Here is a 22,808-nt window from a genome sequence, read left to right as displayed (position 1 = left end):
TGTTTTTCGCCAAGTGTGCCGGTTCATCCATCTGGGGGATGTCGGGAAATGTACGTATGGATACAAACAGCAACGTTATCTACGTAAATCATGGAGCGCTGTATGCTTGTACCCAATACCCCACGCTTTCTTCTTATGTCAGAGACCAGCCGCGTATGCCGGTTGGCCGTGATGGTTGGCCTGATGGCCTCGCTGGCCGCCTGCGGCGGGGGCGATAGTTCCAGCAGCGTTGGATCTGGTGGCGGCAGCAGCACAGGTAGCGGAGGGGGGGCGAATGGCGGCTGCAACTATCCGGACAAAATCACTGCGGCCGAGCGCCAGCAGTCCAACGCCTGTGGCATCCAGGTGTCAGGCGCCTACGGTGCGGCAGACGCCCGCCTGCAGCAAATCATCCAAGCTTGCCAATTGGGCCAGAAAGCGGCGGCGGATGCGGACTATGCGGGGCCATACGCCAAGCTCGTGCAATTTGCGCGCGACAATGCCAAGGCACTGAACTGCGGCGGTGACAACGGCCCCACTCTGCCCAACCCCTCCACGCAGACGTACTACAACTTCTGCGCCAAAACCACTTCCAGTATGAAATACGGCAGTTGCTTTGGGCCGGTTTACAAGGACGCAGGTGGATGCGGCTCGGGCGAGTACGCTTCCTATACGTACATGAGCCAATTCAGCAGCGCTAGCGCTTGCATCACGGCCCGCGACAAGTGGCTTAACGCGCGCTGAGCAGCATGCCGTCCTTGTCGCGAAGTCTGCAACGGCTGCCCGCCGTTGCGTTGGCGCTCACACTGGCTATCCCCGTGGCAGCTTACCTTGCTTTGGGGACTGACCCTGGAGTTGAAGCCCTGGGTGGCTCTGCCCGGCAACAGGCGGCGAAGGCTGAGTGGCCTCCAACTTCATTGGTGCCACTCGTAGCGGTCTCCGCCCCTGAGCAGGGTACCTTTGTGCGTAGCGCGGCCATCGGCAATCGCGCGGCAGGGGGATCGCACTTGCTGGATGAGTTGCTGGACCACTCCCGTCTGCAAGCTCACTGGCTGGAATCCCACGGCTTCACGCGCGGCAGCGCGGCGCTGCAGCGTCTGCACGGCCTGCTGGACGGCCGGGCGACCTTATGGGCGGGTGCCGCCACGCCCGTCGCTTTCGGCCCGCAAGGCGGCACATCCACATTGCCTGCGGGCGAGGTGCCCGTGCTGTCGCACCACGAGCGCTACGTCGAAGCCGCCGTGCCGCCGAACCTTCTGGGCGGCGACTCTGTGATCCTGCGCTGGCGCAATGCCAGCAACAATGAAGTGATCGACCTATCGACCCAGGCCCTTCCCTCCGGCGCGAACGAGGCCGTGCCCGTGTGGATGCACTCCTCGGTGGACTGGCCGCCTGGCCGCTATCGCGTGGAGGTCATTGCGCCCAATCCCGACCTGTCACTGCTGGCCGCGGGCGAGTTCGAGATCGCCGCACCAGGTGCAGCGATCACGCCCTTTGCCTTCCATGGGCAAGCGAATAGGGCGCCGTAGACGATTTAAGCCAAAAAGAGGTATTCACCATGAAAACAATCATTGCAGTTGTTTTACTGTTCGTCGGCATAAGTGCACATGCCAAGAACCCAGGAGAAAGCGCGATGCACTGCATTGAAGCGAAATCAGGTAATGGGGAGGTGATCTTCGTGAACAACTGCGGCGAAAAGGTGTTTGTGATTTATTGCGGTGACTTGAAATACGCCAAAAAGAGATGCGGCGATGGATCCAATGGCGGTTACTACACCCATTCCCAGAATATCGCCGCAGGTGCGGAGGGGAAAATCCATATCCAAGGCCGTTACAGATATTTTTCGTGCAAAGGATCCATCGGTTTTGGCAACGGCGGAACCTACCGCGAAACGGGAACAGACAGTGTCGAATGTCTGGAGCGCTGAGGTTGTGCCGAGTTCCATGGCCTCTGCTGGCATGGTCAGGGGCGGGCATCCCATATTCGCGAGGTTCGGGGTTTGCAGTGATTGTTTGCGATTTGTGAGCGTTTCTTCGCAACCCACTACTCCCGGAGGAAACTGGCAGCCCACCCGGGCGGCTCGTTCGCGCCACAGGTGTGCTACCACGACGTGCACGCTCAGCTCCTTTCCTGCATTTACAGGGTAACGGGCGAGCGGAAGTTGGTGGAAAACAGCGAAAGGCGTGCGGGATTTCCGATGGCCTGCTCAAGGCGGCCAGTGGATATTTCAAGCCATTGTGCTGCACTGGCCCCACGTTCAATCCTTGGCAGGTGATGGTTCCCGGTCCCTGGGGAGTGTTTTTTACATTCTTCATTTTTTTGTAAATTAATATCAAAATGAGAGCTTCTATTGATTTTTCTGTGAGCGCGGGGCACCAAACACGTATTAAATCTCCAGAAGTCTCGAGGCTGGCGCGCTGGATACGGATGCCACTGTTATCCAGCCTGCTGGCGCTAATGGCGTGGCCTGCGGGGGCGGCGATGGGGTGGGTGCCAGCCAGTACCGGAATCACGAACCAGGCCATCATTGCGTTGGCGGTCGATCCGGCGACGCCAACGAAGATCTATGCGGGAACGGGAGACGGGATTTTTAAAACCGTTGATGGCGGAGCGAATTGGACATCCGCTAGCGTAGGCCTTCCTGTAGGGAGCTGGGTGAACAACGTCGCGGCCCTGGCCGTGGATCCCTTCAACGCGGCCATTGTCTATGCCGGTACTGCCAGCGCAAACAGCACGGGCGCTTACAAAAGTACGAATAGCGGAGCGAGTTGGACTCAGATCAACAATGGGTACCCAGGCACCCGTGTGCTCTCTATCACGATGGACCCTGTCACTCCCAACACCCTCTACATGGGTACGGATTTGGGGATATTCAAAAGCGTTGATGGTGGGGCAGCATGGTGGAGCGTCTATGGCGTCAGCAATGCGTGGACCGTTGTTGTGGACCCTGTGACTCCGGCGACGGTTTATGCCGCGGCGTATGAAGGAGGCCTTTTCAAAAGCACCAATAGCGGCGCGAGCTGGACAGCCATCGGTAGCGGCATGGGCAGCGCTTCGCTGTACGTGTACAGCTTGACCATCGACCCAAATAGTCCTGCCACAATTTACGCTGGTACGCAGACCGGCGGCGTATTCAAAAGCGTGAATGGAGGGGCAACTTGGGTTGCGATGAACACTGGAATCAGCTCTACCCATGTGCTAGAAACTCTTGTGAGCCCTCTTGAGCCTGCAACGCTTTTTGCCGGAACGGCTTATCAAGGCTTCAATAAGAGCGTGGATGGAGGGGCCAACTGGGTGACCTTCAACGGTGGCTTGAATAATTCCAACGAGCGTTCGATCAACGCCATGGTGCTGGCCAGCACACCCCAGCGTACAACGATCTATGTTGGAACGAGTGGCGGAGTCTTTCGAAGTGCAACGGAACCCGATGCTCCTGCGGGGCCGGTTGCCACACATGGCGATAGCCAGGCCACCGTCACCTGGGCGGCCCCTGCGGACAACGGCAGTGCCATCACCGGCTACACCGTCACGGCGGTGCAAGACAACAGCAGGCAATGCACACCCAGCCCTGCCACGGACACGAGTTGCACCGTCACCGGCTTGACCAATGGCACAGCCTATACCTTCACGGTAACGGCGACCAATGCCATGGGCACGGGCAGCGCATCGGTCGCTTCTGCGCCTGTGACGCCTGTGGGCGTGCCCGCAGCCCCCGCAGGGGTTACAGCGACCCCCGGCGCGCCTGGCAGCGGCCAAGTCACGCTGAACTGGCTGCTGTCCGCTCCCAACGGCAGCGCCATCACCGAGTATGTCGCCACCATCAACGGAGGCCCTGTGCAGGCATCGTGCGGCACGGCCATACCTTGCACTTTGTCGGGTCTGGCTAATGCCACGCAGTACAGCTTTACCGTTCATGCCATCAACGGCGTGGGGCCGGGTGCGGCGTCGGTTGCCAGCACCGCCGTGTGGCTGCAGGGCACGCAGGCCATCAACTTCCCCGCACAGGCAGGCCAGACCTACGTGCCGGGCGGCAACTTCGCCATCAACCCGCTGGCCAACGCCACGTCGGGTCTGGCCGTGGTTTATGTTGGGAGCCAAACTCCAAGCGTGTGCACGGTGTCGGGCACTGTCGTCACCATGGTTGGCGCAGGCACTTGCACGATCATGGCCAATCAGGCTGGCAATTCAGCCTGGACCGCCGCGCCGCTGGCCACGCAAAACGTCGCCATCGGCCCAGGCGCGAATGCCATCGTCTTCCCCGCACAGGCGAATCAGGTTTTTGTCCCGGGCGGCAGCTTCGCCATCAGCCCGGCGGCCACCGGCCGCTCCAGCGCGGCGGTGGTCTACACCAGCCTGGCGCCGGGCGTGTGCTCGGTGGTGGGCAGCTCGGTGACGATGGTGGGCGCGGGCATGTGCACCCTGGCCGCCAACCAGGCGGGCGATGCGAACTGGGGCGCGGCGCCCCAGGTTACGCAGGGCGTGCAGATCGCCGCCACGGTTCCTGGCGCCCCGGCATCCGCCACGGCCACGCCGGGCAACGGCCAGGCTGTGGTGGGCTGGATGGCCCCCGCCGCCACGGGCGGAGGCATCACGCAGCACAGCGTGACGGCCCCGGGCACCGCGGGTTGCACGGCCGCGTGGCCCGCCACCAGCTGCACCGTGCCGGGCCTGACCAACGGGGCGACCTACACCTTCAGCGTGAGGGCCGAGAACGGCGCGGGGGCCGGCGCCCCGGCGGTTGCGCCGCCGGTCACGCCGCTGGCGGACAGCAAGGCGTTCTCCGCGCCGTCGCTCACGGGCAGCGGCACGGTGGGCGTAGCGGTATCGGGCGGCGGCGCCACCTGCGCCTTCGAGCGCGTGCAGGTGCTGCAGGCCAGCAGCGCCAGCACCGCGCCGCCCGCCAACGTGCAGTTTCCGTACGGGTTGCTGGACTTCGTGCTCGCGGGCTGCAACCAGTCGAACGTGGCCGTCACCATCACCTACCCCGGCCCGTTGCCGCAAGGCGCGCAGTACTGGAAGCTCTCGGGCGGCGCCTGGGCGCCCTATGGCGGTGCCACGGCGGCAGCGGGCTCCACCACGGCCACGCTGGTGCTGGCGGATGGCGGCCAGGGCGACGACGACGGTCAGTCCAACGGCCGTATCGTGGACCCCGGACAGGTGGGGGTGGTGGCCGCCCTGCCGCCGGACCCGTCTGGCGTGGCGGCCATCCCCACGCTGTCGCAATGGGGGCTGGTGTTGCTGGCGGCGCTGGTCGGGGGGCTGGGGGTTCGGCGGCGGCTGTGGGGGTAGCCGGTCGGTGCCACGCCGTCCCCGCGCCGGCGCTGTTGGGGGCAGCGACTTAAATAGGTATCAAACGAACTGGCATCCAGCCATTGCTGGGCAAGCGCAAGCAGCTCGTCAATTGATAGCGTTTTCGGCCATGCCGTGCGCCGTCAGCCGCAGCACCCGGTCGGCGCGGGCCGCAGCGGCGTCCGAATGCGTGACCAGCACCAGCGACGCGCCATGCCCGCGTGTCTGCGCGAGCAGCAGGTCCATCACGCGGGCGGCGGTGGTGGGGTCGAGGTTGCCGGTGGGTTCGTCGGCCAGCAGCAGGGCGGGGCGATGGACCAGCGCGCGGGCGATGGCCACGCGCTGCAGCTGCCCGCCGCTCAGTTGTTGCGGCAGGCGCGCGCCCAGTGCGCCCATGTCGACGGCGTCCAGCATCTGCTGCACACGCGCCGGGTCGTTGCGGCCCAGCAGCATCAGCGGCAGGGCCACGTTCTGCGCCACGTCCAGGTGCGGCAGCACGTGGAAGGCCTGGAAGACAAAGCCCACGTGGGCGCGGCGCCACAGGGCGCGCCCCGTGTCGTCGAGCTCGCCCAGGTCGGTGGTGCCGTGGGTGATGCGGCCGGTGTCCCAGCTGTCCAGCCCGGCCAGGCAGTTGAGCAGGGTGGACTTGCCCACGCCCGAGTCGCCCACGATGGCCACGAATTCGCCGGGCGCCACCGTGAACTGCACCTGGGCGAAGACCGGCGTGTCGCCGTAGCGCTTGCCCAGCTGTTCGGCGCGCAGCAGCGTCATGGCGCGGCCTGCTCGCGCTGCGCGAGCCGCCGCAGCACGGCCTGCACGAGCCGGGCCGTGGCGTCGGGCTGGTCGCACGCAATGGTGTGGCGCCCCGGCATGCCGCGCAGCCAGGTGATCTGGCGCTTGGCGAGCTGGCGCGTGGCGGCAATGCCGCGCTCGCGCAGGTGGGCCAGGTTCAGGGGCGTGCCGGGTGCGCGGGTGGCCTGGAAGTCCAGCTCTTCCCACGCCTGGCGGTAGCCCACGCAGCGCATGGAGGGCAGGTCCGGATGCAGGTCGCCGCGTGCGCGCAAGGCCCGCACTTCGTCGAGCAAACCTCCGGCGAGCATGGCGTCAAAGCGCTGGGCAATGCGGGCGTGGAGCCAGGCGCGGTCCTCCGGTTCCAAGGAGAAGAGGGCTGTAGCGCTTGCTGGATCTGCGCCTGAAGCTCTCTTTTTTGTAGTGTGAAAGCTCGACAGGGGCTGGCCGGAGACATGCCACACCTCCAGCGCGCGCTGGATGCGCTGGCTGTCGGCAGGCGCCAGGCGGGCGGCGGTCACGGGGTCTACCGCCGCCAGTTCCGCATGCAGCGCGGGCCAGCCCCGTTCGGTGGCCCGCGCTTCGATCCGCGCGCGCACGGCGGGGTCGGCGGCGGGCATGTCGTCGATGCCGTCGAACAGCGCCTTGAAGTACAGCATGGTGCCGCCCACCAGCAGGGGCAGCGCGCCGCGCGCGCGGATCTCGCCGATGAGCCGCGCCGCGTCCTGCACGAACTCGGCCGCGTTGTAGGCCTGCAGCGGGTCGCGGATGTCGATGAGGTGGTGCGGCACGGCGGCGCGTTCCTCGGGGGCGGGCTTGGCGGTGCCGATGTCCATGCCCCGGTAGACCAGGGCGGAGTCGACGCTGATGATCTCCACCGGCACGCCCTGGCTGCCCAGCACGGCGGCCAGCGCGAGCGCGCCCGCCGTCTTGCCGGAAGCCGTGGGACCTGCCAGGGCGATGGCGGGCAGCAGGGGCTCGGGCAGGGTCACGCGCGGGCTCCGAACTTCTGCACCAGCGTCCACGAGATGAGCGCCAGCGCGGCCGACCAGAACCAGATGCCGTTGACGAGGGGCCACACGGTGCCGTCCAGGCGCGCGCCCAGCCAGCCGCCGATGGCAAAGGCGGCCAGCATCATCATGAAACCATTGAGCGCCGACGCCACGCCCGCCGCCTGCGGAAACGGGCCGACAGCGCCGCTTTGCCCGCAGGGCTGGTGGATGCCGTGGCCCAGCATGAAGAGATAGAAGGGCAAGGTCAGCGCCCAGGGCTGGTGCCAGCCCAGGTGCGCCACCAGCGCCATCAGCGTACCGCCGCTGATGCTCAGTGCCCCCGCGATGGCCACCGTGCGCTGCAGGCCGAAGCGGGCCAGCAGGCTGCGGCACAGGAAGGTGCCGCCAAAGTAGGCCAGGCAGGCAGACGCCATGGTCCAGCCGTACTGCGTGCGGGTGAGGCCCAGCACGTCGATATAAACGAACGAAGAGGCTGCCAGGAAGGTGAACAGGCCGCCGTAGGTGGCCGTGGTCTGCAGCGAGAACGCCCAGAAGGTGGGGTGGCGCATCACCTGCATCCAGGTGCCCAGCAGCACGCGCGGCTGCAGTGCCTGCGGGTTGCGCCGCGCCAGGGTCTCGGGCATGCGCAGCGCCACCAGGGCCAGCGTGACGACGGCATACACCGTGAGCGCCAGCAGCGCCGCGCGCCAGCCCAGCCATTCGCTGAGCAGCCCGCCCATGGGCGCGCAGATGCAGGCCACGATGCCCAGCCCCGTGAGCGCCTTGGACATGGCGCGCGCGCCGTCGAGCGGCGTGTACAGGTCGCGCACGATGGCCCGCGCGCACATCACCACCGCGCCCATCGCGGCGCCCTGGGCGATGCGCCACACAATGAGCAGCGCCATGGTGGGTGCAAATGCGCTGCCCAGCGAAGCCAGGGTGTAGATGCCGAGCCCCGCCAGCAGGATGGGCCTGCGTCCGAAGCGGTCCGACAGCGGCCCCCATACCATCTGCGAGCAGCCAAACGCCAGCAGCAGGCCGCTGAGCGTGAGCTGCGCGGCCGCCATGGGTGCGCCCAGGCTGCGCGTGAGGGCGGGCAGGGCGGGCAGGTACAGGTCGGTGGTGACGGGCTGGATGGAGAGCAGCAGCGCGAGCACCAGGATGGCCAGGCCGGGCTGGATGGAGGCGGAAGCAGCCGTGGGCACGGCGGTGGCGGAGGGGGCAGACATATCTGTCTGAGGGTACCAGATGGGGCACGGGCGCCTTGCCGGGCGGGGCTTGTGAGAGATGGTGAGAGTTGGTGTGTGACGCGCGTCGCGCGGGTGACAGGGCGCGGGGCCGGTGGCGCAGCACCATGGTGGTGCGGCTGGCCGGACCCAGGCCGCCGCACAACAACACACAACACAACAAGCCAGGAGACATCCCATGCACAAGATCACAACCCGCCGAGGGTCCCAGGGCTGGCGCCCCGCCATGACCACCCGGCTGCGCAGTGCGCTGGCGCTGGCCGCCCTGGGCACCGCCCTGGCCGCCCAGGCGCAGGCCCCGGCCCTGCCCGCGCCAGAGAGCGTGACGCTGGACAAGCTGGGCTACATGACCACCTTCCCGCCCGAGGGCGCGCAGCGTGTGGACCTGAGCAATTCCTTCAAGTACCCCCAGATGCGCTGGGCGCTGCAGCACCTGCGCGAGCTGCAGCCCACGCACAACATCCGCCGGGGTGGGGCGGCTGCATCGGCCCTGCCTGCAGACCCCAAGCCCCTGGGCGGCGTGGTGTTTGATGACGACAAGGGGCAGCCCATCACGGTGGACCAGTGGCTCACCCGCACCTACACCGATGCGCTGGTGGTGGTGCACAAGGGCCGCGTGGTGTACGAGCGCTACGACAACCAGATGAAGCCGTACACGCCGCACCTGCTGTTCTCGGTCACCAAGTCGTTCACCGGCCTCATGGCCGCGCAACTGGCGCACGAGGGCAAGATCGACCCCAGCGCGCTGGTCACCAAATATGTGCCGGAGCTGGCCGACTCGGCCTGGGGCGACATGAAGGTGCGCGAGGTGATGGACATGACGGGCGCCGTGCGTTTCCGCGAGGTCTACACCGACCCCGCCACCGAGATCTTTGGCTACAGCTGGTCCAGCGGCATGCTGCCACGCCCGCCGGGCTACCAGGGGCCGACCACTGTGTATGACTTCCTGAAGACGCTCAAGAAGGAAGGCGAACACGGCGCGGGTTTTGTGTACCGCACCGTGCATTCCGAGGTGCTGGGCTGGATTGTTTCGCGCGCCACCGGCAAGCACTGGGCCGAGCTGATGAGCGAGAACATCTGGCAGAAGCTGGGCATGGAAGAAGACGCCCACGTGATGGTGGACAGCGTGGGCACGCCGCTGCAGGGCGCAGGGCTCAATGCCACGGCGCGCGACCTGGCGCGGTTTGGCGAAATGCTGCGCCTGGGCGGCAGCTACAACGGCCAAAAGATTTTTGACAAGGCCGTGATCGACGATACCGCCAAAGGCGGCGACCGCGAGAAGTTCAAGATGGGCGGCATGGCGTTTCGCCCCGGCTACAGCTACCGCAACCAGTGGTGGGTGCTGCACAACGCCGATGGCGCCTGGGAGGCCGCGGGCATCCACGGCCAGTTCATCCATGTGAACCCGGCTGCCGAGATGGTGGTGGTCAAGCTCTCGTCGCACCCGGTGGCGGGCGCGGGCTTCACCCACCCGCTCACGCTCAAGGCCTGGGCGGCACTGGCGCAGGCGGTGCGGCGCTGAGGGCGTGCCCTCCAGGCCAAATTACTTCAGCTTGAAGAGAGCCACCATGGCCTCGCGGTAGAGGCCCTGGCCCACGGCGTTGGTGGTGTGGTGCGAACCACCCTCCACCAGCACAAACCGCTTGGGCTCGGCCGCCGCCTCGTACAGCTTGCGGCCCAGGCTGGGCAGGATGAGGCTGTCTTCGCTGCCATGCACCACGAGCAGGGGCGAGCCGATTTCGGAGACCTTGCGCACGGATTCGAAACGCTGGGTGATGAGGGCCGACACGGGCAGCCACCCCCATTTGAAGGTGCTGACCACCTCGGGGATGCTCGTGAACGTGCCTTCGACGATGGTGCCCTGCTCGTCGGGGACCTGGCGGGCCAGGTCGATGGCGATGGCCCCGCCCAGCGAGTGCCCGAAGATGTAGCGCGGCGTCCCCGGCGCCTGGCGGGCGAGCCAGTCCCAGGCGGCGCGGGCGTCCTCGCCGGCCGTGACCTCGGAAGGCAGCGCGGCGCTGCTCTGACCGAACCCTCGGTAGTCGATGGCGAGCACCGAGAACCCCAGTTCCTGCATGCGGCGCATGCGGCCGGAAGAGCCCGCCACGTTCCAGCGCGCCCCGTGCAGGTACAGCATCACGGGGGCGTCCGCGCGCGCATGCGCCAGCCACAGGCCGTGCAGCCGGCCAGGCTGGCCGGTGGCCTCGGACTGGAAATCGATCCACACGTCCTGCATGTCCTCGGTGGACTGGGGGCCGCCCCAGCTGCGGTCGCTGGGCTGGAAGATCCACTCGCGCTGCTTGGCGTCGAGGGTGGCGCAGCCCGCCGAGACGGCGATGGCCAGCGCCAGGGAGATCAGGAGGGGGGTGCGTTTCATGGAAAGGAGAGAGTCGCCATCGTGCCGGAAAGTTCTCGCACGGAAAGCAGGGTTTGTGCCCATCTTCCCGCAGAGCCCGCCAACTGCCCGGCAACTGCCCTTCTTTTCACCGCTTCTGAAACGCTTCCCGAAGAAAGGTCAGACCACGCCCTGCGCCAGCATGGCGTCGGCCACCTTGACGAAGCCCGCGATATTGGCGCCGTCCACGTAGCTCACGCTGCCGTCGCTGCGCTTGCCATAGTGCAGGCACGCGGCATGGATGCCCTGCATGATCTGCAGCAGCCGCGCATCGACCTCTTCGCGGGGCCACGACAGGCGGGCGGCGTTCTGGCTCATTTCCAGGCCCGAGGTCGCCACGCCGCCGGCGTTGCTGGCCTTGCCGGGGGCGTAGAGCACGCCTGCCGCCTCGAAGGCCTTGGCGGCATCGATGGTGGAAGGCATGTTGGCGCCTTCCGCCACGCAGACCACGCCGTTCCTGATCAGGGTGGCGGCGTCCTGGGCGTCCAGCTCGTTCTGCGTGGCGCAGGGCAGGGCCACGTCTACGGGCACGTGCCAGGGGCGCACACCGGCCTCGAAGCGGGAGCCCGTGCGGGCTGCGTAGTCGCTCACGCGGCCATACAGGTGGTTCTTCACCTCCATCAGCTCGGCCAGCTTCTGCGGGGTGAAACCGTCCTCGTCCACGATGGTGCCGCTCGAATCCGACACAGTGACCACCTTGGCGCCCAGCTGCAGGGCCTTTTCGACCGCGTACTGCGCCACGTTGCCCGATCCCGAGACCGAGACGCGCATGCCGTCGAGCGAGCGGCCCCGGGATTTGAGCATCTCCTGCGCGAAATACACGGTGCCATAGCCCGTGGCCTCGGGGCGGATCAGCGATCCGCCGAACGACAGGCCCTTGCCGGTGAACACGCAGTCCGCCCGGTTGCTGAGCTTCTTCATCATGCCCGCCATGAAGCCCACCTCGCGGCCGCCCACGCCGATGTCGCCCGCCGGCACGTCGGTGTCGGCACCGACGTGGCGGAACAGCTCGGAGACGAAGGCCTGGCAAAAACGCATGACTTCACCGGAGCTCTTGCCCTTGGGGTCGAAGTCGGAGCCGCCCTTGCCGCCGCCCATGGGCAGCGTGGTCAGCGCGTTCTTGAAGGTCTGCTCGAAAGCCAGGAACTTGAGCACCGACAGGTTCACCGAGGGGTGAAAGCGCAGGCCGCCCTTGTAGGGGCCGATCGCCATGCTGTGCTGGATGCGGTAGCCGCGGTTGACCTGCACGGTGCCATGGTCGTCCACCCACGACACGCGGAACATCACGATGCGCTCGGGCTCGACGAGCCGCTCCAGCAGGCCATGCTCGGCATAGCGGGGGTGCTGGGCGATGAAGGGCCACAGGCTTTCCATGACTTCAGTGACGGCCTGCAGGAATTCGGGCTGACCCGGATTGCGGTGGGCCACGTGGGAAAGGAAGCTGCCTGCGGACTCGTATTTCATGTTCAAAAAGCTTTCTGCGTCAAAAAGCAGGCAATGGCGCGCTGCAACATCGAATTATGTTCAAAAGTTATACGTTTATGCGCATGCCTATGCACAATGGTGGGGAATGTGGCGGGTGGGTTGCCATATGTTGGTGCGGCGGGGGGCTGGCGTGGGCTGTCACCGGCGCGCAAAACGGGAGTCATCGCCTTGTCACAGGCGGCGGCCACAGTTCGGCGGTTCTAAACACAACGAGGAGAAGAGCATGCACATTCCTGGTGCGAAGTTGGGTGCGCTGGCCTTGCTGGCCACGCTGGCGGCCTGCGGCGGCAACGATGACAACCCCTATCCCACGCTGAATGGCGACAAGCCGCTCGTGATCGGCCACCGGGGGGCCGCCGGTTACCTGCCCGACCACACGCTCGAGGGCTACAAGCGGGCCATCGACATGGGCGCCGACTTCATCGAACCCGACCTGGTGGCCACCAAGGACGGCGTGCTGGTGGCGCGCCACGAACCCAACATCACCGGCACCACCGATGTGTCCACCCGCGCCGAGTTCGCGGGCCGCAAGACCAAGAAGATGGTGGACGGCGTGGAGGAAGAGGGCTGGTTCGTGTCGGATTTCACCCTGGCCGAGATCAAGACCCTGCGCGCCGTCCAGCCCCTGTCGGACCGCGACCAGTCGCACAACGGCAAGTACCAGATCCCCACCCTGGAAGAAGTGCTGGACCTCGCCAAGAACGAAGGCGCCAAGGCCGGCCGCACCGTGGGCGTGTACCCCGAGACCAAGCACCCCACCTTCCATGCCAAGCTGGGCCTGCCGCTGGAAGACCGCCTGCTCGCCACGCTGGCCAAGTACGGCTACACCGCCAAGAGCTCGCCGGTCATCGTGCAGTCGTTCGAGGTGTCCAACCTCAAGTACCTGCGCACCAAGACGCAGATCCGCCTGGTGCAGCTGGTGGACGCGAACGACGTGAACCCCGACGGCAGCATGGACCTGACCGCCCCCTACGACAAGCCCTACGACTTTGCGGTGGCCGGCGACGCGCGCACCTTCGCCAGCCTGCTCACCCCCGCGGGCCTCAAGGAGGTCAAGACCTATGCCGACGGCATCGGCCCCTGGAAGCCGTACCTCATCCCCTCCAAGCAGGTGGACGCCAACAAGGACGGCAAGGCCGATGACCTCAATGGCGACGGCAAGATCGACGAACGCGACCGCGTGATGATGGCGCCCACCGATGTGGTGAAGAATGCCCACGCCGCGGGCCTGATGGTGCACCCCTACACCTTCCGCAGCGAGGCCAAGCGCCTGGCCTCGGACTTCAAGGGCGACCCCAAGGCCGAGTACAAGCTGTTCTACAACCTGGGTGTGGACGGCGTGTTCAGCGACTTCCCGGACACCGCCAAGGCGGCGCGGGACAACTGATCCGCCAACGGCCACGGGCCCTGGCCCGGTGCCAGGCTGAAACCACACGACAAGGCCCGCCGCCGCGGGCCTTGTCCTGGGCGGAGGGCCAGGGCGCCCTGGCGGGCCCCAGCGTTCAATGCGCCTGTGCGGCGGGCGCGGCCACGGCCGGTGCCGCGGCCACCAGCCCCTCGGCGGTCGGCAGGTCCATCCATGCCTGCATCAGCGGGATCTGCTTGCGCAGCCAGTGGGTGGGCATGGCCTGGGTGCCCCACACGGGGATACGGCCCGCGTATTCGCCCATCACCCAGAACTGGCGCACCGCCAGGCAGGGCGCAATGGCCGCCAGATCCTGCGGCGGTACGGGGCGCACGCCGGTGTAGCCCGCCAGGTAGCGCTGCCAGCGTTCCCGCAGGGCGGCGGACAGGGGTGTTTCCAGGCTGCGCGGCAGCAGCACCCACAGGAACACGCTCAGCTCGTAGGCCAGCAGGCCCGGGCCCGCATCGTCGAAGTCGAAGAAGGCTGCCACGCGGCTGCTTTCGTCTCCCTGCCCGGGTCCGTCGCTCATGAAGTTGTTGCTGCCATGGCAGTCGCCGTGGCAGTGCACGCGGGTGAGGTCGGGCCATGCGGCAAAGCGCTGGCGCAGCCCGCCGGCCAGCGCGGCAAACTCGCGTCCCAGCGCCGCGTCCACCGTGGGGGCGGCGAGCATGCGTTCCAGCGATGCGTCGAGCAGCAGGGAGAGGTCCAGCGTGTAGCGGCTTGGCGGGCCGTGGTAGCCCTGTGCGGCGTTGTGCATCCGGGCCAGCCCCCGGCCGGTGGCCTCGATGTCCACCAGCGACTCGCCGGGGGGATCTCCCGCCAGAAAGTCGAACAGGAGCAGCGCGCGGCCACCCTCTGGCAGGGCGAGCGCCACGCTGAAGCTTCCATCGGCCGCCGGCAGCGGGGCGGCGACCGGGATACCCCCGCGCCGCAGGTGCGTGAGCAGGGCGGTCTCGTAGGCGATGTTCGGCGCGCCGCGCGGCCTCTCGGCGCACAGGCGTGCGATGGCGTGCTGGCCGCTGGCAAAGCGCACTTCGTACACCTGGTTGAAGCCGCGCCGCAGCAGCACGCAGTGCTCCACGGGACCGAGCGCCCAGCCGGCCGCCACGGCCCGGGCAATGGCGTCGCCCGTGGGGGTGGTTTGTGCGATGGACTGGGCGTCGAAGGCCATCATGGGCAGGGTCCTTGGGAGCAGGGCGGCCGATTCTGCCGGCAAAGCCGCGCTCCGTGCCTTAAGGCCAGCCAAAGAAGCACCTCGGCGCCCGCCTCGGGGGGCGCGAGATCGCGGGCCGGCTCCTAGAACCCCAGCGCGAATCCCACGCTCAGCCAGGTGCGCCCCTGCTGGCGGCCGATCGTGGCGTCCAGCTGCCGGCCGGGCGCCCATTCCCACCGGGCACCGGTCTGGAAGGTGGGCGCGCCGTGCTGGGTGCCAAAGGCTTCCAGATGGGGGGTGACTGCGCCCCAGCCGTGCTCCACCGATGCCCCCCAGGTGGCCCGCCAGGATTGCCCGCGTTCCCGCTGGCTGCCCAGGTTGGCGTTGACCACGCCCCAGGGCGCCGCGCAGGTGCCGATGAGGTTCAGCGCCGCCAGGCTGCCGGCGGTTTGTCCGGGGCTCTGGCGCCGGTGGGTGATGCCCGCGCTGCTGCCCGCGTTGCAGCCCTGTTCCTGTGCCGGGCTCCACAGCCATTTGGCCTGCAGGCCTTGCAGGGTATGGCGCTCGTCCCGGTCGCGGGCCAGCAGCGCGCCCAGTTCCCATCCCTCGACAGGGGTGAATGCCGGGGCTGCGTAGACGGTGCCACGCTGGCCGCGCCGGCCTTCCCACCACACTTCGATGTGGCCGTGGCCTGCCTCGTCCACGCCGGCGTCGTCCACCGACAGGGGGCGCCCCGCATGGGCGGGCAAAGTCACCAGGCACAGGGCTGCAGCGGCCAGCAGCCGGTGCGGTGCGGTGGGGTCGGTCATGGGCGGCGCGGTGACAGGGCGATGGCTGGAGGACGGGGCTCGGGCGATGTCGCAGGCGGTGGTGGTGCCGGCCGCTGGGGCTAGCGCCCGCGCAGAAACAGCGCGTCCAGTTCCTTCATGCTCAGCTGCCGCCAGGTGGGCCGCCCGTGGTTGCACTGGTCCGACCGGTCCGTGGTTTCCATCTGCCGCAGCAGGGCGTTCATCTCGTCGATGGTGAGCCTGCGGTTGGCGCGCACGGCGCCGTGGCAGGCCATGGTGCCCAGGATCTCGTTGCGGGCGCGCTGCACCACGGTGGTGGCGTCGTGCGCGGCCAGTTCGGCCAGCACGCTGCGGGCCAGTTCCACCGGGTCGCCCTGGGCCAGGGTGGTGGGCACGGCGCGCACGGCCAGCGTCTTGGGCGAGAAGGGCACCACTTCCATGCCCAGCATGACCAGCACCTCGGCGGATGCCTCGGCCGTGGCCACTTCCTCGGGCGTGGCGGCGAAGGTGGCCGGGATCAGCAGCGGCTGGCTGGCGATGCGGGCGTCGCCATCCACCTGGGCCTTGAGGCGCTCGTAGACGATGCGCTCGTGGGCGGCGTGCATGTCCACGATGACCATGCCCTGGGCGTTCTCGGCCAGGATGTACACGCCATGCAGCTGGGCCACCGCGCGGCCCAGGGGCCAGGTGGTCTCGCTGCCGGCTGGCCCGCGGGCGGCCGCTGGCGGCACGGAAGGGGCGCCGGGCACCGCGCCGCCGGCGGGGGCGGCCGCAGGGCCGTTGCCGTGCGGGGCATCGGCCGTGCCCGGCAGGGGCTGCGATGGCGCCGCGGTGGGCAACACGGCGGCTGGCGCGCCATGGCCCATGGGCCCGGTCTCCCTCCTGGGGCCCCACAGCGCCTGCAGGTCCGCCACGTGGTGGCCGCGTTCTTCAAATTTGATAGCTGACTGCGCTTGCCACTGAAGGGCTGGAGGCTGATTGGGCCTGAAGTCCTCGGTGGGGCCCTGCGCCGTGGCGCCCGCGTCTGGCGCGGCTGCCCCCGCAGCAGCCGCAGCGACGGCCGCGAGCGCGGCGGCGCGCGGTGCGGCCAGCGCGTTTTCCACGGCATGGCGCACGGCCTGGTGCACCTCGCGGCTGTCCCGAAAGCGCACCTCGATCTTGGTGGGGTGCACGTTCACGTCCACGCGGGCCGGGTCGATCTCGACATACAGCGCATAGATGGGCTGCTTGTGGCCGTGCAGCACATCTTCGTACGCGCTGCGGGCGGCATGGGTGAGTACCTTGTCGCGCACGAAGCGGCCGTTCACGTAGCAGTACTGGTGGTCGGGGCGCGAGCGGGCGGCGTCGGGCAGGCCCGCGCGGCCGGTGACGGTGACGGGGCCCACGCGGTGCTGCACGGCCACGGATTGCGTGACGAAGTCCTCGCCCAGCACGTCGGACAGGCGGCGGGCCAGCGCGTCCTGGGCATCCCCCTGTCCGGGCACGAAGGTGGCGCGCCACTGCTCCACCAGCTTGCCTTCGTGCCAGATGGCAAAGCCCACATCCGGCCGCGCGAGCGCATGGCGCCGCACCGATTCGATGCAGTGCGCGAGTTCGGTGGCGTCGGTCTTCAGGAACTTGCGGCGCGCGGGGGTGGAGAAGAACAGCTCCTTCACCTCCACCGTGGTGCCGGTGCTGCGCGCGGCCGGGCGCAGCTCGCCGCTGCGTGCGTCCAGCAGGAAGGCATTGGGTTGCGCCGCCGGGCGCGAGAGCAGGGCCATCTCCGACACCGAGGCAATGGCGGCCAGCGCCTCGCCCCGAAAGCCCATGGTGGCCACGGTCTCCAGGTCGTTCAGGCTGGTGATCTTGCTGGTGGCATGGCGGCGCAGCGCCACGGGCAATTCTGCCTGTGGAATGCCCCCGCCGTCGTCTTCCACGGTGATCAGGCGCACGCCGCCAGCCGACAGGCGCACGGTGACCTGGGTGGCGCCCGCGTCCAGCGCGTTGTCCACCAGTTCGCGCACCACGGAAGCGGGGCGCTCGACCACCTCGCCGGCGGCGATCTGGCTGATGAGCTCATCGGGCAGGTCGCGGATGGGGCGCCGGGCCGTGGCGATGGGGGTGGTGGCGGGCTGCGCCGCCGCGAGGAGGGGAGTGGTGTCGTTCACCCGTGGGATTTTAGGGCGGGGGCCGCGCAGGGGTATCGGGCCGGGGCGGGGCCTGATGGGGATAATGCGCCCACCTTTTTGCTGCCCGGTGTCCGGACCCGCCCTTCCATGGAACTTGTCACTTTTCTCATCGACTTCATCCTGCACGTGGACAAGTACCTGGAGGCCTTCGTACAGGCCTACGGCATGTGGGTGTACGCCCTGCTGTTCGCCATCGTGTTCGTCGAGACAGGGCTGGTGGTGATGCCGTTCCTGCCGGGCGATTCGCTGCTGTTCATCGTGGGCGCGCTGTGCGGCGCGGGGATGATGAGCTTTCCGCTGGCCTGCGCGGTGCTGCTGGCGGCGGCCATCCTGGGCGACCAGTGCAACTACTCGCTGGGCCGCTATTTCGGGCCCAAGGTGTTCCAGTGGGAAAACTCGCGCTGGTTCAACCGCCATGCGTTCAACCAGGCGCATGACTTTTACGAGCGCTATGGCGGCATCACCATCGTGATCGCTCGCTTCATGCCCTTCATCCGCACCTTCGCGCCGTTCGTGGCGGGTGTGGCGGAGATGGGCCGCGCCAAGTTCACCGCGTTCAACGTGGGGGGCGCGCTCCTGTGGGTCCTGGGCATCTGCTCGGCGGGGTATTTCTTTGGCAACTTTGCCTGGGTCAAGGAGAACCTGGACAAGATCATCTGGGCCATGATCTTCATCCCCGGCCTGATCGCCATCTTTGGTGCCTGGCGCGCCGGGCGGCAGGCCAGGACCGCACCTTGACCTTGAATCAACGGGTGCTATGAAAAAAGAAGCTGCCAGCGCTTGTGTGACAAGCGCTGGCAGCTTCTTTTATGCAGAACTCACCGGCAGCCCGGTTCGGCCGCAGGGGAGGTTGCCCGGCGGCCGGGAGGATCAGCGGCGATAAGGCCGGCGCTGATCGCGGTCCTCGCCGATCTCATGGCCGATCAGGGCGCCGGCGGCGGCACCGCCAATCGTGCCTGCGGGGCCCCCGAAGACGGCATTGCCGGCGACACCACCGACCACGGCGCCCACGCCGGTGCCCACCTGTGCGCTGGTGGGGTTCGAAGCGCAACCACCCAGTGCCAGGGCTGCGGTACAGGTGGTCGCAAGAAGGATGTGACGGATTTTCATGGCAAGAGTCCTTTGTGAATGGAATCAGGCCTGGGAGTCCGGCTGCGGCTGCAGACGGGCTGGACCTGTGGCTTCACTATCCGTCGCCCGGCGGGGCCCCCGCGTAGGCAGGCGTGGGATGCCGCTGTAGGACATGCGACCTCATGGGAAACGCCCGCCGCGTTGCCAAGTGCCGGCGGTTCCCGTGGTGCGCGGGCATCACGTTCCCCCTGGGGCGGGGTTACGTGGCATCGCCGGTGGTTGCCAACCGGCGGGCGGCAGCAGATCATTTCTAATGCAATCCATTCGTATAAGGACACACACCATGGACCCTCAAACATCCCCCACGGGCCCGCAGCTGACGGTGGCGCAACAGATCGGCCTGATCGTGGGGGTGGCCGTCCTGGCGCTCGTGCTCATCCTGGCGTTGAGCCTGGTGCGCGTGCAGCACCTGGGCAGGACGGTGGACGGCCTGGCCAATGAGCAGGTCGAACGCCTGCAGCTGGCCCTGCGCTGGCGCAGCAACATCGCGGTCAACTCCACGCGGGTGTTCTCGGTGGTGCAGTCCGAAGGCGACGACCTGCAGAACTTCTTCAAGGACCTGATCGCCGCCACCACGGCCGACACGTCCAAGGTTCAAAAGCGCTACAGCGAGCTGGAAACCAGCCCCGAAGGCCTGCGCATCCAGGAGGAGCTGGCGGCGGTGCGCACGCCGTACCTCGCCACGCGCGACAAGGCCCTGGCGCTCAAGAAGGCAGGCGACATGGCACAGGCCAAGTCGTTTGCCATGTCCACCTTCGTGCCGGTGGTCAACCAGTACAACGCGGTCGCGGACAAGATGGTGGAATACCAGATCCAGCGGTCGGCCGACCAGGCCGCCGAGGCCGCGGGCCTGATCGGCTCCTACCGCGCCGCCGTGCTGGCGGCGGGCATCGCGGGGCTGGCGCTGCTGGTGCTGCTGTCCTGGGTGGTGGTGCGGCGCATCCGCCGCTCGCTGGGCGAGGTGGCCGCGGTGGCCCGGCGCATCGGCGAGGGCGACCTGTCACGGCCCATCCACGCGCAGGGGCGCGGCGAGGTGGCGCAGATGATGCAGGCCATGGAAACCATGCAGGCATCTCTGGTGCGCATCGTGGGCGACGTGCGCCACAGCAGCGACTCCATCGCCACCGGCTCCAGCGAGATCGCCTCGGGCAATGCCGACCTGAGCCAGCGCACCGAGGAGCAAGCCAGCAACCTCGAGCAGACAGCCGCGTCCATGGAGCAGATCACCAGCACCGTGAAGAACAACTCCGACACCGCGCAGCGCGCCGCCGTGCTGGCGGGCGCGGCATCGGCCGCGGCGGTGAAGGGGGGCGAGGTGGTGGGCCAGGTGGTGGCCACCATGCAGGACATCTCGGCCGCGTCGCGCAAGATCACCGACATCATCGCGGTGATCGACGGCATCGCGTTCCAGACCAACATCCTGGCGCTCAACGCGGCGGTGGAGGCGGCGCGCGCGGGCGAGCAGGGGCGTGGCTTCGCCGTGGTGGCCAGCGAGGTGCGCAGCCTGGCGCAGCGCTCGGCCTCCGCGGCCAAGGAGATCAAGGCGCTCATCAGCGACAGCGTGCAGAAGGTGGAAAACGGCACCCAGCTGGTGGGGGATGCCGGCCACAGCATGGAAGACATCGTCGCGCAGGTCCAGCGGGTGAGCGACCTGATTGGCGAGATCTCCAGCGCCACGGGCGAGCAGACCATCGGCATCAGCCAGGTCGGCGAGGCGGTGACGCAGCTCGACCAGGTCACGCAGCAGAACGCCGCGCTGGTGGAGCAGAGCGCCGCCGCCGCCGACAGCCTCAAGCACCAGGCGGCGCGGCTTGCGGAGGTCGTGAGCGTGTTCCGCCTGGAGCGGTGAGGCGAACCCCCTCTGAGTCGATTCGTGCCTCGGCCCTCAGCCCCTCCTCGCCTCGCCTCGCCGTGCGAGCCGGGAGGGGGATGCTGCCAGCGCATGCAAGCGAAGCGCCGCATGCGCGGCCTGGCGGCCCTTGCGCGGGGCGCACTCGCGCTGGCTGCGCCAGCTGCATTCGTCGCCGGTGGCGCACGGCCCGATGAATAGTGGCTACGCCAAAACAGGGAGCTGAAAAAAACTCAGCGCGCACCCGCCAGCAGGCACAGGGTGACCAGCAGGGACGCGTGCTCCACCGCCTTGAGCGAATGCAGCGCGCGCGGCGCCAAGTGCACGAAGTCGCCGGGATGCAGCTGCTGGATGCCGTCCTCGCTGACAAACTCGACCACGCCCTCGATGCACTGCACCGTGGCCTCGCCGGGGGTCTGGTGTTCCTTCATGGATTTGCCCACGGGGAGCACGACGCGCATGACTTCGAGCTGGCCGGCCTTCAGGATGGCGGTGGTGATGGCCTCGGGCAGGCGGTCGCCCAGGGGGCGCACGCTGACGATCTGGCCGGATTGGGCGTGGGGCAGTGCCATGGCGTTTCTCCTTCCGTCCTCCCCGGTGCGTGCCGGTGTGCAGGAAGCACATGCCTGCACGCCGGGGCGTGGGTGATGAAGGCTACTTTGCCTGCACTTGGCGGTCCGCGCAAGGCTAGACGGAACGGCTGCGCGCCAGTGGCGGATTCTTGGCGAAGTAGCGCGTGATGCCGCGCATCAGCGCGTCGGCCAGCTGCTCCTGGTAGGCGCTGCTGCGCAGGCGCTTTTCCTCGTCGGGGTTGCTGATGAAGGCGGTTTCCACCAGCACGCTGGGGATGTCGGGGGCCTTGAGCACCGCGAAGCCCGCCTGCTCCACGCGCGGCTTGTGCAGCTTGGCCATGCCGCCGATCTCGCCCAGCAGCACGGAGCCGAGCTTGAGGCTGTCGTTGATCTGCGCGGTGGTGCTCATGTCGAGCAGCGCGCGCTGCACGTGCTGGTCCTTGGACTGCACGTTGATGCCCCCCACCAGGTCGGCCTGGTTCTCCTTGTTGGCCAGCCAGCGCGCGGCGGTGCTGGAGGCGCCGCCCTGGCTCAGCGCGAACACGCTGGCGCCGCGCGCGGCCGGCGTGGTGAAGGCATCGGCGTGGATGCTCACGAACAGGTCGGCCTGCACGCGCCGGGCCTTCTGCACGCGCGTGCCCAGGGGCACGAAGTAGTCGCCGTCGCGCGTGAGGAAGGCGCGCATGGGATTGCCACCCACGGTGGTGGCGTTGATGCGGTCGCGCAGCAGGTGGGCCACGCGCAGCACCACGTCCTTCTCGCGCGTGCCCGAGGGGCCGATGGCGCCCGGGTCCTCGCCGCCATGGCCGGGGTCGAGCGCGACGATGATGATGCGGTCGGTGTGCGTGGACGTGGCCCGGTTGCCCGGCGGGCGCGTGGTTTCGGCCGGGGCGGCCGCCACCGGGGGCGCCGCCACGGGCGGGTGCTCTGCCGGGACGGGGCGGGTGGTGCGCTGCGCGATGAGGTCGCCGAGCGGGTCGTGCTCGGCGGGCGGCGTGGGCGCTTTGGGGGTGGCGGCGGCCGTGGTCACGGGGGCATCGCGCAGGCGCTCCGCGATGAGGGCCTCCAGCGGGTCCACCGGCGCGGCGGGGTAAAGGTCGAACACCAGGCGGTGCCGGTACGCCGCCACGGGGGGCAGCGTGAACACCTGCGGCATGGCGGGCTGCTTGAGGTCCACCACCAGGCGCACCACCCCGGGCGCGTTCTGCCCCACGCGGATGCCCGCGATGTTGGGGTCGTCCGGCTTGACCTTGGCGACCAGTTCGCGCAGCTCGGGGCTGAGGTCGATGCCCTCGATGTCCACCGCCAGGCGCGGCGGCGTGGTCACGAAGAACTGCTTGGCCACCAGCGCGCCGTCGGACTCGATGGTCACGCGCGAGTATTCGGGCGCGGGCCAGACGCGCACCGCCAGGATGGTGGCGCCGCGCGCGATCTGCTGCGTGCCCAGCAGCAGCACGAGGCTGCCCGCCTGCAGCACGGCCCGGCGCGAAGCCACGCCCCGGGCTGCGGCCGGGGGCGTGCCGCTGGCGCTGCCGGGGCTCATCGCGGGCCTCCCGTGCGGGGCGC

19 protein-coding genes are annotated in these 22,808 nt (G+C 68.2%); 8 read left to right on the top strand and 11 right to left on the bottom strand.

Annotated elements, in window-relative coordinates:
- Positions 1–102 precede the first annotated feature (102 nt).
- The 4 genes from ACAM51_RS05460 (at position 103) to ACAM51_RS05445 (ending at position 5,268) form a co-directional block, all read left to right on the top strand.
- Entirely contained in the window at positions 103–723 is a 621-nt protein-coding gene (locus ACAM51_RS05460) for a hypothetical protein (protein ID WP_369642946.1), read from the top strand.
- Between the two features lie 263 nt (positions 724–986).
- Positions 987–1,508: a hypothetical protein gene (locus ACAM51_RS05455; protein WP_369642945.1), complete on the top strand. Its 522-nt coding sequence runs from the start codon at positions 987–989 to the stop codon at positions 1,506–1,508.
- A 29-nt stretch (positions 1,509–1,537) separates the two neighbouring features.
- Positions 1,538–1,906, top strand: a complete 369-nt coding sequence (locus tag ACAM51_RS05450) for a hypothetical protein (protein ID WP_369642944.1) — start codon at positions 1,538–1,540, stop codon at positions 1,904–1,906.
- A 1,385-nt stretch (positions 1,907–3,291) separates the two neighbouring features.
- Positions 3,292–5,268: an IPTL-CTERM sorting domain-containing protein gene (locus ACAM51_RS05445; RefSeq protein ID WP_369642943.1), complete on the top strand. Its 1,977-nt coding sequence runs from the start codon at positions 3,292–3,294 to the stop codon at positions 5,266–5,268.
- Positions 5,269–5,376: 108 nt separating this feature from the next.
- On the opposite strand, the gene ACAM51_RS05440 is transcribed toward ACAM51_RS05445, so the two are convergent.
- From ACAM51_RS05440 to ACAM51_RS05430, 3 genes are read right to left on the bottom strand one after another with little or no spacing between them, the layout of a single operon-like run.
- Positions 5,377–6,039: an ABC transporter ATP-binding protein gene (locus tag ACAM51_RS05440; protein ID WP_369642942.1), complete on the bottom strand. Its 663-nt coding sequence runs from the start codon at positions 6,037–6,039 to the stop codon at positions 5,377–5,379.
- Entirely contained in the window at positions 6,036–7,043 is a 1,008-nt protein-coding gene (gene miaA, locus ACAM51_RS05435; protein ID WP_369643774.1) for a tRNA (adenosine(37)-N6)-dimethylallyltransferase MiaA, read from the bottom strand. Before miaA ends, ACAM51_RS05440 begins: the two co-directional genes overlap by 4 nt.
- Before the next feature lie 2 nt (positions 7,044–7,045).
- On the bottom strand, positions 7,046–8,278 hold the full coding sequence (locus ACAM51_RS05430; protein ID WP_369642941.1) for a multidrug effflux MFS transporter: 1,233 nt from the start codon (positions 8,276–8,278) through the stop codon (positions 7,046–7,048).
- A 244-nt stretch (positions 8,279–8,522) separates the two neighbouring features.
- Between ACAM51_RS05430 and ACAM51_RS05425 the strand changes: the two genes are divergently transcribed.
- Positions 8,523–9,818 carry a serine hydrolase domain-containing protein gene (locus ACAM51_RS05425; protein ID WP_369643773.1) on the top strand — a complete coding sequence of 432 codons (1,296 nt, stop codon included), beginning with the start codon at positions 8,523–8,525 and terminating at the stop codon, positions 9,816–9,818.
- Positions 9,819–9,839: 21 nt separating this feature from the next.
- Here ACAM51_RS05425 and ACAM51_RS05420 read toward each other — a convergent pair whose 3' ends face one another.
- Both ACAM51_RS05420 and gdhA read right to left on the bottom strand, forming a co-directional pair.
- On the bottom strand, positions 9,840–10,673 hold the full coding sequence (locus ACAM51_RS05420) for an alpha/beta hydrolase (RefSeq protein WP_369642940.1): 834 nt from the start codon (positions 10,671–10,673) through the stop codon (positions 9,840–9,842).
- A 138-nt stretch (positions 10,674–10,811) separates the two neighbouring features.
- Complete coding sequence (gene gdhA / locus ACAM51_RS05415) at positions 10,812–12,155, bottom strand: NADP-specific glutamate dehydrogenase (protein WP_369642939.1); 1,344 nt, start codon at positions 12,153–12,155, stop codon at positions 10,812–10,814.
- A 244-nt stretch (positions 12,156–12,399) separates the two neighbouring features.
- Here gdhA and ACAM51_RS05410 point away from each other — a divergent pair, with 244 nt between their 5' ends.
- Positions 12,400–13,563, top strand: a complete 1,164-nt coding sequence (locus ACAM51_RS05410) for a glycerophosphodiester phosphodiesterase (protein ID WP_218295488.1) — start codon at positions 12,400–12,402, stop codon at positions 13,561–13,563.
- A 115-nt stretch (positions 13,564–13,678) separates the two neighbouring features.
- Here the strand turns inward: ACAM51_RS05410 and ACAM51_RS05405 are convergent, their stop codons facing one another.
- From ACAM51_RS05405 to mutL, 3 genes are all read right to left on the bottom strand, one after another.
- Entirely contained in the window at positions 13,679–14,755 is a 1,077-nt protein-coding gene (locus tag ACAM51_RS05405; protein WP_218340176.1) for a phosphotransferase enzyme family protein, read from the bottom strand.
- A 122-nt stretch (positions 14,756–14,877) separates the two neighbouring features.
- Positions 14,878–15,543, bottom strand: coding sequence for a hypothetical protein (locus ACAM51_RS05400; RefSeq protein ID WP_369642938.1), 666 nt, complete (start codon positions 15,541–15,543; stop codon positions 14,878–14,880).
- Positions 15,544–15,623: 80 nt separating this feature from the next.
- Positions 15,624–17,669, bottom strand: coding sequence for a DNA mismatch repair endonuclease MutL (mutL, locus tag ACAM51_RS05395; RefSeq protein ID WP_369642937.1), 2,046 nt, complete (start codon positions 17,667–17,669; stop codon positions 15,624–15,626).
- 108 nt (positions 17,670–17,777) lie between these two features.
- Between mutL and ACAM51_RS05390 the strand changes: the two genes are divergently transcribed.
- Positions 17,778–18,428 (top strand): DedA family protein, encoded by a 651-nt coding sequence (locus ACAM51_RS05390; RefSeq protein ID WP_369642936.1) that lies wholly within the window; start codon positions 17,778–17,780, stop codon positions 18,426–18,428.
- A 132-nt stretch (positions 18,429–18,560) separates the two neighbouring features.
- Here ACAM51_RS05390 and ACAM51_RS05385 read toward each other — a convergent pair whose 3' ends face one another.
- Positions 18,561–18,800 carry a glycine zipper 2TM domain-containing protein gene (locus ACAM51_RS05385; protein WP_218295483.1) on the bottom strand — a complete coding sequence of 80 codons (240 nt, stop codon included), beginning with the start codon at positions 18,798–18,800 and terminating at the stop codon, positions 18,561–18,563.
- A 304-nt stretch (positions 18,801–19,104) separates the two neighbouring features.
- Here ACAM51_RS05385 and ACAM51_RS05380 point away from each other — a divergent pair, with 304 nt between their 5' ends.
- Entirely contained in the window at positions 19,105–20,670 is a 1,566-nt protein-coding gene (locus ACAM51_RS05380; protein ID WP_369642935.1) for a methyl-accepting chemotaxis protein, read from the top strand.
- 233 nt (positions 20,671–20,903) lie between these two features.
- Here ACAM51_RS05380 and ACAM51_RS05375 read toward each other — a convergent pair whose 3' ends face one another.
- Entirely contained in the window at positions 20,904–21,242 is a 339-nt protein-coding gene (locus tag ACAM51_RS05375; protein WP_369642934.1) for a cupin domain-containing protein, read from the bottom strand.
- A 115-nt stretch (positions 21,243–21,357) separates the two neighbouring features.
- The gene (locus ACAM51_RS05370) at positions 21,358–22,785 is read right to left on the bottom strand and encodes an N-acetylmuramoyl-L-alanine amidase (RefSeq protein WP_369642933.1); all 1,428 of its coding nucleotides are present in this window, start codon (positions 22,783–22,785) and stop codon (positions 21,358–21,360) included.
- Between the last annotated feature and the right edge of the window lie 23 nt (positions 22,786–22,808).

Origin of the sequence: Acidovorax sp. A79 (assembly GCF_041154505.1) — a bacterium.
Taxonomy (GTDB): domain Bacteria; phylum Pseudomonadota; class Gammaproteobacteria; order Burkholderiales; family Burkholderiaceae_C; genus Acidovorax.
This window is presented reverse-complemented; position numbering and strand designations above follow the sequence as displayed.